Below are 15,043 nucleotides of genomic sequence, written 5' to 3'. Positions count from 1 at the left end.
CCCTCGCCGACGAGGTTGGCTTCGCCAACCTGACGATGGGCTTGCTGGCCGAGCGGGTGGGCGTGCGCACCCCGTCCCTGTACAAGCACGTGGGCAACCAGGAAGACCTCAACCGGCGCATCGCGGTCCTGGCATTGAACGAGGCCGCCGACGCCGTCGGCGGCGCGGTCCAGGGGTACGCGGGCCGCGACGCCCTGGCGGCCGCGGCGCGCGCCTTCCGCGCCTTCGTCCTGGAGCACCCCGGCCGGTACGGCGCGACGATCGGCGCGGAACCTTCCGGCCCGGACGATCCGCTGGCCACCGCAGGTCAGCGGCTGCTCGGCGCGTTCATGGCGGTCCTGCGAGGCTACGAGATCGCAGAGTCCGACGTGGACCACGCCCTGCGTACGCTCCGCAGCCTCTGCCACGGCTTCGCCACGCTGCAGGCGGGCAACGGCTTCCAGTGGAGCGCCGACATCGACGAGAGCTTCGAGTGGCTGATCGCCTTCGCCGACCGGGGCCTGCGCGCCATGTGAGAAATGGGCGAGCGCCTGTGCCCAACTGATCGTTTCAGACTCGGAGACTTGAGAGAGCCTCCAAGGCGTCCTGCAGGCGCGGTTGGCCTGCCGCGTGGTAGGCATGGCGCCCCACCAGCGGGATCAAAGACTACGACGTGCTCTACTTCGACCGCCGCGACCTGTCCTGGGAGGCGGAGGACGCAGTGATCAAGACCGCCGACGAGGCCTTCGCCGGTCTGCCGGCGGAGGTCGAGGTTCGCAACGAGGCCCGCGTCCACCTCTGGTACGAGCAGAAGTTCGGCGTCGCGTGCGCTCCCTACGCCTCCACCGAGGCCGCCATCGACGGCTTCGCAGCGACCACCTGCTGCCTGGGCGTGCGCCTGGAGCAGGGCGGGCGATGGCGCGTCTACGCGCCGCACGGGCTCTCTGATGTGTTCGATCTCGTGGTGCGTCCCAAACCCGGTGCTCGCCCCGCAAGAGGTGTATGAAACGAAGACGGCGCGTTGGCGTCGGCAGTGGCCCGAGCTGACCGTACTCGACTGGCCATCGACGTCGGCCATCCCTACGCCCTCCTCATCCTGATACGCAAAGCTGACGTAGGCAGATGATGCTGCACGCGAGGTGGAGCAAGCCGAGCTGGAGGTCGGCCCGACGTTCGTAGCGGGGCGAGTCCCTTCTTTTCGTCGCTGGTCAGACCGGGGCGTTCCTCGGTGTCCACCGGGTCCTGGTCGGCGCAGGTGCGGATGGTCGAGTCGCGGTAAACGCGTACACCTGACGTGCGGAAACGTGGCTGTTGTCCCTGGTGGAGCGGCCCGTCGTCGCGGTAACTGTGCGATTTACCGCGACGGAGGCCAGGCCGCTGATCAGGACGGATGGCTGCGGACGCCACTTGGCCGCAGCCGAGAACAGGGCCAAATCACCTGGTGTGCTGGAGGTGGACTACCACTGGCAGTGAACGTGGGTGCTGTGGCCCTTGTCGCCGGGGCCGAGGACCAGCGTGGCGCCGAGCTTGCGGCAGGCGTTCATGAGTCCGCGGTGATCGGCCTTCTCGCCCACGTGACGGCCGTTGATCCGGGTCACGTCGACCGCGCGGCCCGCGTAGTGCTTGGAGGAAGGGCTGTGCTCCCCGCCGACGAGTTCGGAGATCTCGAACGTGTAGCGGTGCTGGGTGTTGAGCTTCAGGACACCGTTGAGCATCCGCGTGTCGAGCGCGACCCGCGCACCCTTCTTGTGGCCCCACGGGCTGGTCTTGGCCTGATGCCCGTTGGAGACGTCGACCAGATTCTGCTGCGGGAGGGACGCCTTGTCGGTACCGCCCACGTGCGTCTTGGCGTAGGTGATGCCCTTGGTGTTCAGGATGGAACGGGCCAGCCGGGCCGACTCGCTCGCCGGCTTCGGGGGTGTGTGGTGTCGGGCTGCTTCTCCGTGCTTCCCCGGGGAGGGCTCCGCTGTCGCGGCCGGCCCGGCAGCAAGAGCGATGGCCGAGACCGTCACAGCGACGCAAACAGCGAGACGCTTCATCGATGGGTCCTCATTCCTCTGTGGACGGCAGAACTGATCAAGAGGAAAGCAGGTGACCAGGCGATTTCCAGCAACCCGGCAGGTTTCCCACCTGATCGAGGTACCTCCACGTCAACGCCCCGTTCGCACACGCGAGACCACCACGAGTGAGCTGGTGCCTCCGGGGCATCGAGGACGTGCCACATCTGGGCTTTCCCAGCGTCGGCGCCCTGCGGTCCTGCTGGCTCTCGGCGGCGTCGGCGCTCTACTGGACCGGCCTCGCGCAGGCCGACTGTCGGCGGAGCCGTCGGGTTACCGCTGCGTTGAGCGAGTGCTGAGCGACAAAACCGGTCGACGGTGGGCACTGCGGTACTCGATCATGCGTTCATGCCATTGAGAGACACCCTTGCCCGAGTCGATGCGGACCTGGCCGCCGGCCGGGTTCCCGTCGCGCGCCAGCGCCTGCGCGGGCTGGTGTCGTCCTTTCCACATGACCTGATGCTTCGTCAGCGGCTGGCTGAGGTCTACCGCTTGTACGGAGAGCCTGCGGAAGCGGGCCGCTGGATGTACCTCGATCAAGACCGGGACGCAGCGGAGACCTCCGCATTCGAGGCGAGGTACCGCACAGCTCCGCAGCGCATGCGGGCACTTGCCTGGCAGGGTCCTGAGTCGCTTGCCCAAACGGCCTTTGCCAGAGAACAACTGGCAGCGGTGCGAGCAGCCTGCTCCGAGGCCATGGGACGGCCCGTCGACTGGGACACGGTGCCATCTGGCTGGAAGGAAGACGGCAGCGGAACCTCCCTCGCGGACTTCCTGGCGGGGGCCGGATGCCTGGTGGCGGTCCTTGCATTCCTTGCGATCTGGGTGAACGGACTCGTTGCCCTCTTCGACTGACCCAGGTCGCCGGGGGCTGTGAGGCGCCGCTCCAGTTCGAGCTCCCCGGTGTCGAGACGGTCTACCAGTGGCGGCGCAAGCGCACCGGTCCCCGCGGCTTCCGCGTCGGCCGGCACCTCCGCTTCGACCCGACCGACGTACGGACCTGGGTCGACTCCCGGCTCCGGGAGTCTGCCTGATGGCCGGCCACATCCAAGACCGCTGGTACCGGACCGAGACCGGCCCGGACGGCAAGACCCGCAAGGTCACAACCGACCGCCGCGGCGTCGGCCTGCGCTACCGCGCCCGGTACGTCGACCCCGACGGCACCGAGAAGTCCAAGAGCGGGGCGCTTGCGGCGTGCCCGGCACCCAATCGAGTTGGAAACCATGGTCCCGTACGCCGTCGAAGGCGGTAGCCGTCCGACGCGGTCTCCCGGGTGCGCACCGGCCCAGTGGGTGTGTGTGGGCGCCGGGTCCGGGCACGGCTGGTGCCACCAGTGGAAGCAGACTCCGGCCGCGGCAGGGTCCGGCGTGAAAAGCCCCGCCAGACGGAGAGGTTACTGATCCACGGAAACCTTCGCCGTCGAGGGCACGGAATCCCTGCCGGCCGCTTTGGCGTGGCGACCGGGCGATGCGAAAGGGCGCTCCGGGGACGTCCGTGGTGACGTCGTCCAGCCAGCGGCTTGGACCTCGTCGTGACGTTGGCCCGGAGTGATCACCGAACGTTGCCTGATGCAGCACCAGGTGGCCACGCGCAGTGTGTTCCTGAACCAGCGACAGGGCTGGGGGAGATGTGTCCGGACGTGCCGTGCCGTGTGCGCTCGGGTGCTGTTACTCCAAGTCCGGTCGTGGGAGCCATGTGCCGTCGAGCGGGATGCCGGCGGCCGCCGCGATGCGGTTGCGTGACTCGAGCAGTCGGGTCCTCAGCGCTGCCAGGTCCATGCCCACCAGCACGCCGTCGCGTTTGACCACGTGGCCGGCGACGAGGACGGTGTCCACCAGGCCGGGATGGCCGGCGCTGACGATGGTGGCGGCCGGGTCGGTGACCGGGAACACGGTCAGGTCGTCGGCGCGCAGAAGGATGACGTCGGCGTCCTTGCCCGGCGTGATGCTGCCCGTGCGAGCCTCGAGCCCGCACGACCGGGCGGCGTCGACGGTGGCGAAAGCCAGCAGGTCCCGGGTGCGCAGGCCGCCGTCCAGGCCGCGCTGCACTGCGAAGGCGGTACGCATCGTGGAGAACATGTCGCCGCCGACGGAGGGGACGTCGTCGATGGACAGTGTCGGGCGCAGCCCGGCGGCCAGCGCCCGGCCGGTCATCGGCGATCCGAACCCCATCTTCAGCTCGACGTCCGGGCTGATCGACACCGAGCTGCCCGCGTCGGCGAGCATCCGCAGCTCTTCGTCGCTGATCCCGTTGGCGTGCACGAACGTGGTGGTGTCCCGCAGCAGACCGTGCTCGCGCAACTCGGCGACCGGGCGCTGCGTCCCGTCGGAGGCGACATGCAGGCTGGTGCACAGGCCGAGTTCGGCCGCCAGCTTCAGCTCCCGGGCGACGGTGTCCATGCTGGTGTCCTCGGGCCCGCGCAGCCCCAGCGCCATGGTGACCAGGCCGTCCCCGGCCAGGTCGGAGCAGACACGGCGGATCTCGGCGTCGACGGGGTCAGGCGTGCCCCATCCGGCGCCGTGGCAGAAGATCGACCGCCCCGGCGCGTCCCGCAGCGCCGCGACGGCGGCGTCCGCGTGCTCGGGGCCCGACGAGCAGTGGAACCAGTCCAGCATCGTGGTCACGCCGGAGTGCAGGGCCTCCAGGCGGCCGAGCAGGGTGCCCACATAGACGTCCTCGGGCCGGTAGTGGGGCTTCACCGTGCCGTGCATGGCAACAGCCCACTCGGGGAACGTCCAGTCCGCTCCGACACCTCGGAACGCGGTCTGCCAGGTGTGGCGGTGGTTGTCCACGAAGCCGGGCAGGACCACACGGTCGGTCGCGTCGATCACCTCGGCGTCCGACACGTCGATCCGCTCGGCCACCTCGACGATCACGCCGTCTTCGATGAGCACGTCACCGCGGTCGAGATCGTCGACAGCCGGGTCCATGCTGACCACGGTGCCACCAGTGAGCAGGGTCTTCATCGGCTGAACTCCTCCACGCTTTCGTACGATTCAGGATCATGTCGGGGGGACCGCCACGGCTCTGCTTCCGGCCGTGACGATCCCCGCCCGAGCCGCCGGCGCATCCGCAGCCGGGTGGCGGCGAGGAAGCCGGAGCCGGACGGGGCGATCACCGCGAGACACGGCACTCCGCCGGAGACCGGTCGCTCAGATACTCACCGCGTCGGCCGCGGCGAGCGCGTCGGCGACCAGGTCGGCCGTGTCCTCCGTGCCCGCGGCCAGCCGGACCAAGCCCAGCGGGACCGACTCGGCGATCTGTTCCTCGCTGAGCATCCCGCGCCACATGGACGCCGGATGCACGGCCAGGGACTCCACGCCGCCGAGGCTGGCCGACCGGCGGGAGTAGCGCAGCCGGCCGAGGAAAGCGTCGGCCGTCTCGAAACCGCCGGCGAACTCGATTCCGAGCACACCGCCGAAACCGCTCATCTGGCCGCACGCCAGGTTGTGCTGCGGGTGGGTCGCCAGGCCGGGATAGTGCACCCGGCTCACGGCTGAATGCTCGTTCAGAGCCTCCGCGAGCGCCAGGCCGTTGGCGTTGTGCCGTGGCACACGCAGCGGCAGGGTGCGCATGCCGCGCAGCAGCAACCACGCGTCGACCGGGCCGAGCGTGGCGCCGGTGAGCAGGCCGACGTCCCAGATCCGGTCCAGGAGTTCGGCCCGCCCGGCCAGCACTCCGGCCGAGACGTCGGAATGGCCGTTGAGGTACTTGGTCGCACTGTGCCAGACCAGATCGATGCCGAAGTCCGCCGGCCGTTGGTTCAGCGGAGTGGCGAAGGTGTTGTCCGCCATGGTCAGCACGTCGTGCGCGCGGGCCAACTCCGCGACGGCCCGCAGGTCGGTGATCCGCAGCAGCGGATTGCTCGGCGACTCCACCAGGATCAGGCGGGTCTGCGGGGTCAGTGCCTTCGCGAACGCCTCCGGGTCGGTCTGGTCCACCAGGGTGGTCGACACGCCGAGGCGCGGCAGCATGCGCAGCAGCACCGACGCGGTGCCACCGTAGGTCGACTTCTGCCCGATGACGTGGTCACCGGCGGACACCAGGGCCAGCACGGCGGTGGTGAGCGCGGCCATCCCGGACGCGGTGACCATGGCCGCCTCGGTGTTCTCCAGTTCGGCGACGACGGTCGCGACCTGCGCGTGGTTCGGGTTGCCGAAGCGGGTGTAGAAGTCCTTGCCCCGCGGGTCGACGGCGACCTGCGCGAACGTCTCCGCGTCCTCGGCCCAGAACGCCGCCGTCTGGTAGATGGGCGGTGCCACGGCGCGGCTGGGATGGACATCGCGATCGGCGTGAACGGTGATGGTGCTGTTGCCCGGCATGGCTGCCCTTCCGTGGACCGTCGGTATGACGTCATGAAGCGTGGCCGACCGGCGCTCCGATGTGAGCGGATCCCGGCAACTTTGGCAGCAAATTGCGCTCGGAGCAGGCGTAGAATTGTGGTAGGTAAGCCGCAGGAGCAATAATCTGCTGCCATGGACGAGATTGATCGGTCGATTCTGGCCGTGCTCGAACAGCACGGCCGGATCAGCAACGCCGAGCTCGCCGCCCGGGTCGGGCTGTCGCCGTCACCCTGCCTGCGGCGCGTGCGTCAGCTGGAGGACGCGGGGGTCATCCGCGGCTACCGGGCGCTCGTCGATCCCGCCGTGGTCGGCCGTGGCCTGCGGGTGTTCGCCGGGGTGCGGCTGATGCGGCACACCCGCGCGGACGTGGTCGCGTTCGAGCGTGGAGTCACCCGGCTGCCCGAGGTGGTCGCCTGCCACCACATCACCGGCAACTTCGACTATCTGCTCCAGGTCGAGGTGGCCGACCTGCCCGCCTACGAGGACTTCCACGCCAACCAGTTGGCCACCCTGCCCGGCGTGGCCACGGTGACCAGCTACGTCACCATGAAGACGCTCTCCGCCGACACCACCGACCCCGGAGGTCAACCTCTTTGACGGTCGCGTAGCTGTCCGCGCCTCCGGCAACTGCCGCCGGGGCGCGGACGGGTGGGAGGTCAGACGGTGATGGTGCCGCGGATGCAGACGGTGGCGGCGCCGCTGACCCAGACGGTGCCGTCCGCATCGGCGTTGATCTCGATGCTCCCGGCCCGTCCCAGCCTCGCGCCCTGGGAGACCCGGTAGGTGGAAGGTGCGGCACCGGTGGCGGTGAGCCACTGCCCGACGCCCGCGTTCATGCTGCCGCACGCGGGGTCCTCGGGTACGCCGGCGCCGGGGGCGAAGGTGCGCAGCTCGAAGTGGTGGGGGGACCCGTCGGGGTAGGCCCCGATCGCGCCGACCATCGCGGTCGGGATGAGGGAGAGGTCGGGTTCGAGGGCGAGGACCTCGTCGGCGGTGGCCAGCTGGAGCACGGCCCAGCCGGGCCCGTTGTCGACCCACTGGTGGGCCACGACCTGGTCACGCGTGATGCCGAATGCGGCGACGATCTGGTTCAGAGAGGCCTCATCAAGCGCGCCGTCGCGGATCCGCGGCGGCGCGGCGAAAGACAAAGTGTCCTTGCCGCGGCGCACGGTAACCAGGCCCGCGGCGCACTCCTGCACGATACGGCCGGTGTGCCGCGGTGTGCCGCCGGCGTCCAGCCAGGCGCGCGCGGAGCCGAGGGTGGGGTGCCCGGCGAACGGCAGTTCACCCCGGGGCGTGAAGATGCGCAGCCGGTAGTCCGCCTCCGGGGCGGTGGGGGGCAGTACGAACGTGGTCTCGGACAGATTCGTCCAACGCGCCACGCGCTGCATCTCCTCGTCGGTCAGGTCCGTCCCGTCAAGGACGACCGCGACCGGGTTGCCGCGGTAGGGGATCGTGGAGAACACGTCGACCTGTACGAACGAGCGGTTGCGTGGCGTGGTCATCGAGGGCCTCCCGGTAGCGGCTGCGGCGGATTCTGCGCGTCCCACCCGTCGGCGGAAGCAGGTCCATCACAACGGGAACTCGAGCGGTCGGCACAGGGCCAGTGGCGACAAAGTGGCCTGGTCATCCGTGTCCTGAGGATGAGTCGTACGCCGCGTGCACCGCTATGCGCGCTTTGGGGTCTTCACCCGGACGGCAGGTCCAAGGCGACTGTGCCCTCGTGTGTCCACCGGCCCCCGCCCGCCCGAGCAGGGCCCGCGAAGTCCGTCATGGGCGGTCGTGGGGCCCATTCGGGCTGATGGCGCCGTCGGCCGGGCGTGGCCGCGTGGCAAGGGATCTTTGTGCCCTTACTCTCCGGCTGACCGACCAGCAGCATATGGATCTCCGGCCGGACGTCCCCGGTCGGAGCCGCCCGTTTTCCTGGGGGAGACAAGTGACCCGGCCCACCACGCGCTGTTCCTCGCCGTCCCGCATCGTCGCCGGTCTGCTCCTCGCCGCCCTCTGGCTCGTCGGCTGCGCGGGGAGTGCCCCGAAGGAGCGCTCCAGCGACGCGCAGGGGTCCGTGGTCGAGGGCGGGCCCACACCGCCGGGCGCGGGGCCGCGGCTCCAGGATCCCCCGGAGGTGGTGAGCCGCGACGGCTTCCTCAGGACCACGATCGTGGTGGAACGGCGAAAGGTCCGCGTCGGCAACCGCCAGTTGTACGCGACGACCTACAACGGGGCCTACATGCCGCCCACGTTGCGCGTGTGGCCTGGCGACCGTATCGACCTGACCATGATCAACAAGACCGACAAGTACACCAATCTGCACACGCACGGACTCTTCGTGTCGCCGCGGGCTCCCTCCGACGACATCTTCATCTCCATCAAGTACGGGCAGTCGTACCACTACACCTATCAGCTGCCGCTCAGTCACCCCACTGGCACCTTCTGGTACCACTCACACGCGGACATGCTGTCCGCCCCGCAGGTCGCGGGTGGTGAGTCGGGCATCCTCGTCGTCGAGGGCCTGAAGCAGCACCTGCCTCCGTCGTTGCGGAACATCACCGAGCACACCATCGCGCTCAAGGACTTCCAGGTCCAGGGCGACGCGATCAAGACCCATCCCCTGAGTATCGGCGCGTCCACCAACCGCACCGTCAACGGCCAGCAGAACCCGGCGATCCACATCCGGCCGGGAGAGACCCAGTTGTGGAGGCTGGCCAACATCGGCGCCAACATCTACTACAAGCTGCACCTTCCGGGCGCCCGCTTCCACGTGATCGCTCAGGACGGCGTTCCCGTGGGCAGGGTCTACGCCGAGGACACGCTGCTCATTCCCGCCGCCGCCCGCTTCGATGTCCTGGTCCAGGGCGGCGCTCCCGGCACCACCCGGCTGGAGACACTGCCGTACAACACCGGCCCGGCCGGAAACCGGTTCCCCCGGGCCGACCTCGCCACTGTTGTCACCAGTGGCACGCCCATGACGCGGGCCGCGCTCCCGACCGCCCTCGGCCCTTACGAGGACCTGAGCCACGCGACGGTCGCGGACCGCAAGACCGTCGTCTTCACGGAGAACAAGGCCGGCACGGTCTTCTACATCAACGGCCGGACGTACGATCCGAACCGGACCGACTTCGTCTCCACCCTCGGCACCGTCGAGGAGTGGACCGTCCGCAATGACTCGGACGAGGACCACAGCTTCCACCTGCACACCAACCACTTCCAGTTGATGAGCACCAACGGGAAGGCCCACGATCCCACCCACGGCGTGTACGACACGGTGAACGTGCCGAAACGTGGTGCGATCGTCGTTCGCATCCACTTCCGGGACTTCACCGGCAGGACCGTGTACCACTGCCACATCCTCAATCACGAAGACATGGGCATGATGGCCGTCCTGGACATCGTTCCGCCCGGCGCGCGGCCCCGGGCCACCCACAGCGGATGACCGCCGACCCGCGGTGCGACCGCCCACCTCGCCGCTGCCCGTGATGCCTCTTCGGAGCGGTGCGCGCCAGAGGGCCTCGCTCGGGTGTGGTTGGCTCATGCTCTGCCGGACGGTTCGAGCCCTCGGGGGCCGACGCTGAGAACCGCCGGAATCCGACATGAGCCAAGTACTTCAGGAGCCAGCTTGTCCGGGAGCCACTCTCGCAGGTTCTCTCGTTCTGAGACCACACGGGCCGAGGCCTTCAGTGACGGTGTGTTCGCCATTGCCGTCACGCTTTTGGCCCTCAACCTCGCTGATCCGCCGCACGGGCCGGGCGGCCTTGGCCGGGCTTTGCTGGCCCAGTGGCCCGCCTACCTCGGCTACCTGGCGTCCTTCGGGTACGTTTCGGTGATCTGGCTCAACCACCACCAGGCCTTCGTACGCATCAGGGCCATGGACCGCGGGCTGCATGCCGCCAACCTGTTTCTGCTGCTCACCACGGCGGCGCTTTCCTTCCCCACCGCGGTGGTCGCGGACGCACTGCAGGCCGACCCCACGGGCTCCGACGCGCGGGTGGCCGTCGCTCTCTACGCCGGCCTCGCCGCAGCGATGTGCCTGAGCTGGGTGGCCTTCTACCAGCAGATCGCCCGGCGACCCGAGCTGCTGGACCCCGACGTGGAGGACACGTACGTACGGCACGGACAGCTTCGTTCCTGGACCGGAGCCGTCGCCTACATCGTCGCAGGCCTCCTTGGGGTGTTCGTCGCACCGTTGCTGGCGATCGCGGTGTTCGTCATGCTCCCTGTCTTCTACTTCGTCACCAGCGAAGGCCTGCCCGGCGGCCGGGACGGCTCTCCTGATTCCGGACCCCATGCCGACGAGGGAGACCGTGGAGGTGCGGTCTGACGCACCCTGACAGCACACCTTGGAAGCGGTGTGGGCGCCGCGTGCCGGGTGTCCTGGGGTTTGAGGCCGGAACCCCGGCCCGATTACGGCGGGCCGGGGTTCTACGTGGTTCGCATGGTGCGGTTGGGGCTAGAAGTCGAAGTCTTCACCGTGGTGGCGCTTGACCACCCGGAAGCTGCCCACCACTCCGTCCTTGACGTGGATGCCCTCCGTGTGGTGCACCTTGACGCCGTTGGCCTCGCTGTGGGGGCCGACGGTGGCGACGGGGGCGCCGTTGTCGCAGGTCGCGCCACGGAAGAACTCGACGGTCCGCTTGCTGTCGTTGCGGATGTTGAAGCTCTTGGAGCCCAGGCCGCTCACCACGGTGATGCAGCCGTCGGGGTGGGCGGAGAACGACCGCTCGTTGATGAAGATCCTTCCGATCTCGTGGTGGCGACGCTTGCCGTGCTCGCCACCCTGGCCACCCTCACCGCCCTGGCCGCCCTCGCCGCCGCGGCCGCCGCCCTCGTTGCCCTTGCCCTGTCCGGACTCGCCGCCCATCGGGGCGTAGGCCGGGGCGGGGGCCTGCTTGACGACGGCCGGAGCCGCCTCGGGAGCGGGGGCGGCCGTGGCGTAGGTGATGCCGGTCGCGACGAGTGCTGCCGCGGCGGCGACGGCCGCGGGGATGACGTTGGAACGGGTCATGATCATGGCGCTTCTGCTCCTGTCTCAAAGTGGCCGGCTTTGGCAGTCGGCATATGAATGAACGTAATGAAAGCCTCACGGGCTGTCATTTCGGACCATTGGGAGGGGGTGGTCCTGTGGGGCCGAACGGGGTACCCGGAGCACCCTCACGCCCGGCTCTCCGACTCCTGACGGCATGTCAATCCCCGTTGGGTTTTCGGCGAGTCGTTGATCGACTAGGCCTTCAAGGTGATCTCTGATGCCTGATCACCCGTGCGGCAGCGAGTCGCCTGGAAATGCCGGCGCGAAAGGGCCAAGGACAACGAGGCCGCCCTGACGCACCGCCACGCTCACGGACAAGCCGGCGATTGGCACCCCCGCCGGTCCCAAGCCTGTTCTCACAGGCGTTTTCTGACTGCCGGCGCGGGCGCGGCCGCGGTCGTCGCCGTCCGTCGTCTGACGGGCCCCAGCCCGAGCAGGGCGACGGCACGGAGAGGGCCAACTCATCACATGCGACCAGCAGGCCTCCGTCGGCTGAACTGATGACCTGCGGCCGGGTGTCAGTGGGCCGGTTCGGGGCGCAGGGCGAGGAGGGCGGCGTCGTCGGTGCTGTCGGCGGCCAGTCCGCCGAGCAGTTCGTCGCAGAAGACGTCCAGGGGTTCGCGGGACAGCGCGGCGGTGTGCTGGCGCAGCCGGGCGAACCCGCGGTCCAGGGATTCGGCGCGGCGCTCGATCAGTCCGTCGGTGTACAGCAGCACGGTGGAGTACGGCGGCAGTTCGTCGACGGCGGTCGGGCGCCGTTGTCCGGGGTCGAGGCCGATCAGCAGTCCGGCGCCCGCCTCCAGATAGCGGGTGTCGCCCTCGGCGGTGGTCAGCAGTGGTGGCAGGTGCCCTGCGCAGGAGTGATGCAGACCCCAGGGGCCGTTCTTCTCAGGGGGGTGCTTGACGAGAGCGTAGATGCACGTGGCGGTCGCCTCGTGCTGCAGCGTGTGGCTGGCGATGTCCAGGCGGCGCAGGACCTCGCCGGGGGGCTCCTGGCGGTCCACGGCGATACCGCGCAGCATGTTGCGCAGGGCGCTCATGTCGATGGCCGCCTGCAGGTCGTGGCCGGTGACGTCGCCGATGACCAGGGCGGTGTTTCCATGGGGCAGGACGAAGGCGTCGTACCAGTCGCCGCCGACCTCTGCGACGGACTGCGCGGAAGCGTAGCGGGCGGCGATCTGGAGGTTGCGGACCTGCGGCAGCTCGGGCAGCAGGGCGCGCTGGAACCGCTCGGCGATGCGCTGGGTCTGCTGGTACAGCCGCGCGTTGTCCACTTGCACCGCCAGGCCGCGGACCAGGTTCTCGACGAGTGGGAGATCGTCCTCGGTGAACGGGTGGGCGGGGTCGGTGCGAGCCACGGTAAGGGCGCCGAGGACCTCCCGCCGGGCCCGTAGCGGGGTGATGACGGCGCTGTGCGCGGCCAGCTGCTCGAACAGTTCCAGCTGCCGCGCGTGCAGCGGGTTCACCGCCAGGCTCGGCGGGGAGATGTCGGCGAGCAGCAGCGGACCCGCCCCGCGCAGTACCCGCGGCAGCGGCCCGTCCGCATCCTCGGGCACCGGCGGAAGCGGCCCTTCGTGGCCACCCGGGATCAGGGCCTCGGGCGTGCGGTGGACGACGACGGCCCGCTCCAGGCGGCCGCATTCGTCGAGCAGGTCGACCACGCACCAGTCGCCCAGCCGCCCGGTCAGCACGCGGCACGCACGTCGCAGCCCGTCCAGCAGGTTCAGCGTGCTGGCCAGCGCCGCCTCTGCGTCCGCCAGCAACGTCAAACGGTCCAGCCGCGCCTTGTCGTCCGGGTCCTTGCCCATGCCGTACGTCTTCCCCGCCCTGGTCCTGCTACGACAGGACTGTTTTCCACGTGTAGAGCGGCGACCGTGCCGTGCGCACCGGCGGCTTCCAGGGCCGGGCGGCCACCAGGCGCGCCTGAGGGTCACGGAAGAGGGTGCGCTGATCTCACGCTGACCGTGCGCTCCACCACCGCGTGCGGCGGGCGGGTGGACGTCCTTGCCATGGTCTGTTCGGTCAAGTCCGGATCCGCAGAACCCTCACCTGGTCCGCATCGAACTGCTCGAAGTGGAACTTCAGGCCGGCGAAGGGGCTGCCCGGGAAGTCCCCCGTGACCGTGCAGGTCACGACCGTCTCGTCGCCGACTGGTTCGATGCCGGTGATCGTGTACTCGACGAGGGGGACCTCGGTGCGCCACGTCCGAATGGAAGCGATGCCCCTGTACTCCTTGCCTTCGTCCTCGACGAGGGCGTCGTCCGCGAACAGGGCGAAGTATTCCTCCGTGTCCCGCGAGGAGGCGAGCTCGAAGTAGCGCTGGATGATCGGGAAAGCGGCTGCGGCGGTTGTCATATGTGTTCTCCTGTTCGTGTTCGTGTTACGTCGTCGACGCCGGCAGCAAGCCCACCGTCCGACCACCGACACCAGTAGCCGGTGCCCGCGCGCTCGGCGAGCGCCTGGACGAACGAGCGGCCCCAGGAGCTCTCCGTGAACCCCGGCGGTGACGCTGTTGACCCGCACACCGATGGGTGCCACCTGTCGGACCGGGTCTTGCCTGCCTCAGCCTATGAAGATCACAGTGGACGATCCATGACCGAGAGAGCCGGGAATTTGTCCGTTCGTCTTCAGAGTGGGGGAGCTGTGTACGATCGGATGGTGGACGTAGTCAGCGATGCGATCGCCGCCATCCGTACCGGGCGGCCGCACGCGGCGCGCACCCGCCGGACAGCGCCGTGGGGGCTGCGGTTCCCGGCCGCCCCTGGGACCGGCTTCCACGTCGTCCTGCAGGGGCAGTGCCGGCTGATGGTCGAGGGCCACGATCCGGTGCCGCTGGGTGCGGGGGACGTCGTACTGGTTCCGCACGGCCAGGAGATCGCTCTCGCCGACTCGCCCGACAGTGAACTCGTCGACGTGGCACGGGAGATGGACGACTCCTGGACGCCGGTGCCCGATCCCGTCGGCGCCGCCGGCGAGCTCACCGTCCTGATGTGCGGCTCGTACCAGCTCGACCGGGCCGGCGCCCACCCGTTGCTCGCCGAGCTCCCCGCCGTCATCCACCTTCCGCGGAGGGTGGGCCGGCGCGAGGCGCTCAACGCCGTCGTCGACCTGCTCGCGGACGAGCTCGATCAGCGCCGACCCGGCACCGACGCGGCGATTCCCGCGCTGCTCGACGCCATGCTGCTCTACATCCTGCGGACCTGGTACCAGGACCACGCCCCCCGCAGCGCCGGCGGCTGGGCCGCGGCGCTCGCCGACCCGGCCGTCGGTTCCGCGCTCCAGCACATGCATGCCGAGCCCGCGACGCCCTGGACCGTCGAGCGGCTGAGCCGGCGGGCCGGCATGTCCCGGGCCGCGTTCTCCAGGCGCTTCACCGAACTCGTCGGGCGCCCGCCGATGACGTACCTGACCTGGTGGCGGATGACCACGGCCGGACGGATCCTCCGCGGCGACGACGCGCCGCTCCAAACCGTCGCCGAACAAGTGGGGTATCGCTCCGAGTTCGCCTTCAACCGTGCCTTCAAGCGCGAGTTCGGCGTCAGTCCAGGCGCCTACCGGCGGCGGGACACCGGCTCGTAAGACCCTGCCTGACGATGGACGACGATGGACCACGACAGCCGAGACGGCCGTGCGGCCCGGAT

14 protein-coding genes and 2 pseudogenes are annotated in these 15,043 nt (G+C 69.5%); 9 read left to right on the top strand and 7 right to left on the bottom strand.

Annotation, left to right across the window (positions count from 1 at the left end):
* Both ACWC91_RS16015 and ACWC91_RS16010 read left to right on the top strand, forming a co-directional pair.
* A partial coding sequence (locus ACWC91_RS16015) for a TetR/AcrR family transcriptional regulator (RefSeq protein ID WP_450725930.1) occupies nucleotides 1-515 on the top strand: 515 nt, incomplete at its 5' end.
* A gap of 110 nt (nucleotides 516-625) precedes the next feature.
* Nucleotides 626-1,079 (top strand): annotated as a pseudogene (locus ACWC91_RS16010) (nucleotidyltransferase family protein); the annotation flags it as partial.
* A gap of 357 nt (nucleotides 1,080-1,436) precedes the next feature.
* On the opposite strand, the gene ACWC91_RS16005 reads toward ACWC91_RS16010, so the two are convergent.
* On the bottom strand, nucleotides 1,437-2,018 hold the full coding sequence (locus ACWC91_RS16005) for a hypothetical protein (protein ID WP_450641062.1): 582 nt from the start codon (nucleotides 2,016-2,018) through the stop codon (nucleotides 1,437-1,439).
* 366 nt (nucleotides 2,019-2,384) lie between these two features.
* On the opposite strand from ACWC91_RS16005, the gene ACWC91_RS16000 reads away from it, so the two are divergent.
* The 3 genes and pseudogenes from ACWC91_RS16000 to ACWC91_RS15990 all read left to right on the top strand — a co-directional run.
* A complete protein-coding gene (locus ACWC91_RS16000) occupies nucleotides 2,385-2,891 on the top strand; it encodes a DUF6584 family protein (protein WP_450641064.1) in 507 nt (168 codons plus the stop codon).
* Nucleotides 2,888-3,070, top strand: coding sequence for a helix-turn-helix transcriptional regulator (locus tag ACWC91_RS15995; protein ID WP_281157405.1), 183 nt, complete (start codon nucleotides 2,888-2,890; stop codon nucleotides 3,068-3,070). Before ACWC91_RS16000 ends, ACWC91_RS15995 begins: the two co-directional genes overlap by 4 nt.
* A pseudogene (locus ACWC91_RS15990) lies at nucleotides 3,070-3,216 on the top strand (site-specific integrase); the annotation flags it as partial. The gene ACWC91_RS15995 and the pseudogene ACWC91_RS15990, both read left to right, overlap by 1 nt.
* Before the next feature lie 487 nt (nucleotides 3,217-3,703).
* Here ACWC91_RS15990 and ACWC91_RS15985 read toward each other — a convergent pair.
* Nucleotides 3,704-5,002: an amidohydrolase family protein gene (locus tag ACWC91_RS15985; protein WP_450641066.1), complete on the bottom strand. Its 1,299-nt coding sequence runs from the start codon at nucleotides 5,000-5,002 to the stop codon at nucleotides 3,704-3,706.
* A gap of 186 nt (nucleotides 5,003-5,188) precedes the next feature.
* On the bottom strand, nucleotides 5,189-6,358 hold the full coding sequence (locus tag ACWC91_RS15980) for a trans-sulfuration enzyme family protein (RefSeq protein WP_450641067.1): 1,170 nt from the start codon (nucleotides 6,356-6,358) through the stop codon (nucleotides 5,189-5,191).
* A gap of 153 nt (nucleotides 6,359-6,511) precedes the next feature.
* Between ACWC91_RS15980 and ACWC91_RS15975 the strand changes: the two genes are divergently transcribed.
* Entirely contained in the window at nucleotides 6,512-6,976 is a 465-nt protein-coding gene (locus ACWC91_RS15975; RefSeq protein ID WP_281157401.1) for an Lrp/AsnC family transcriptional regulator, read from the top strand.
* Nucleotides 6,977-7,035: 59 nt separating this feature from the next.
* Here ACWC91_RS15975 and ACWC91_RS15970 read toward each other — a convergent pair whose 3' ends face one another.
* The gene (locus ACWC91_RS15970) at nucleotides 7,036-7,884 is read right to left on the bottom strand and encodes a PhzF family phenazine biosynthesis protein (protein ID WP_281157400.1); all 849 of its coding nucleotides are present in this window, start codon (nucleotides 7,882-7,884) and stop codon (nucleotides 7,036-7,038) included.
* 431 nt (nucleotides 7,885-8,315) lie between these two features.
* On the opposite strand from ACWC91_RS15970, the gene ACWC91_RS15965 reads away from it, so the two are divergent.
* Nucleotides 8,316-9,812 (top strand): multicopper oxidase family protein, encoded by a 1,497-nt coding sequence (locus ACWC91_RS15965; protein ID WP_450641069.1) that lies wholly within the window; start codon nucleotides 8,316-8,318, stop codon nucleotides 9,810-9,812.
* 150 nt (nucleotides 9,813-9,962) lie between these two features.
* Complete coding sequence (locus ACWC91_RS15960; protein ID WP_374113998.1) at nucleotides 9,963-10,697, top strand: TMEM175 family protein; 735 nt, start codon at nucleotides 9,963-9,965, stop codon at nucleotides 10,695-10,697.
* Nucleotides 10,698-10,826: 129 nt separating this feature from the next.
* Here ACWC91_RS15960 and ACWC91_RS15955 read toward each other — a convergent pair whose 3' ends face one another.
* The 3 genes from ACWC91_RS15955 to ACWC91_RS15945 form a co-directional block, all read right to left on the bottom strand.
* A complete protein-coding gene (locus ACWC91_RS15955) occupies nucleotides 10,827-11,387 on the bottom strand; it encodes a hypothetical protein (RefSeq protein WP_225077605.1) in 561 nt (186 codons plus the stop codon).
* Nucleotides 11,388-11,920: 533 nt separating this feature from the next.
* Nucleotides 11,921-13,210, bottom strand: coding sequence for a PP2C family protein-serine/threonine phosphatase (locus ACWC91_RS15950; protein ID WP_450641071.1), 1,290 nt, complete (start codon nucleotides 13,208-13,210; stop codon nucleotides 11,921-11,923).
* Nucleotides 13,211-13,424: 214 nt separating this feature from the next.
* Nucleotides 13,425-13,757 (bottom strand): nuclear transport factor 2 family protein, encoded by a 333-nt coding sequence (locus tag ACWC91_RS15945; protein ID WP_450641073.1) that lies wholly within the window; start codon nucleotides 13,755-13,757, stop codon nucleotides 13,425-13,427.
* Between the two features lie 303 nt (nucleotides 13,758-14,060).
* On the opposite strand from ACWC91_RS15945, the gene ACWC91_RS15940 reads away from it, so the two are divergent.
* The gene (locus ACWC91_RS15940) at nucleotides 14,061-14,981 is read left to right on the top strand and encodes an AraC family transcriptional regulator (RefSeq protein ID WP_450641075.1); all 921 of its coding nucleotides are present in this window, start codon (nucleotides 14,061-14,063) and stop codon (nucleotides 14,979-14,981) included.
* Nucleotides 14,982-15,043 lie beyond the last annotated feature (62 nt).

Source organism: Streptomyces sp. NPDC001204, from assembly GCF_053598035.1.
This window is presented reverse-complemented; position numbering and strand designations above follow the sequence as displayed.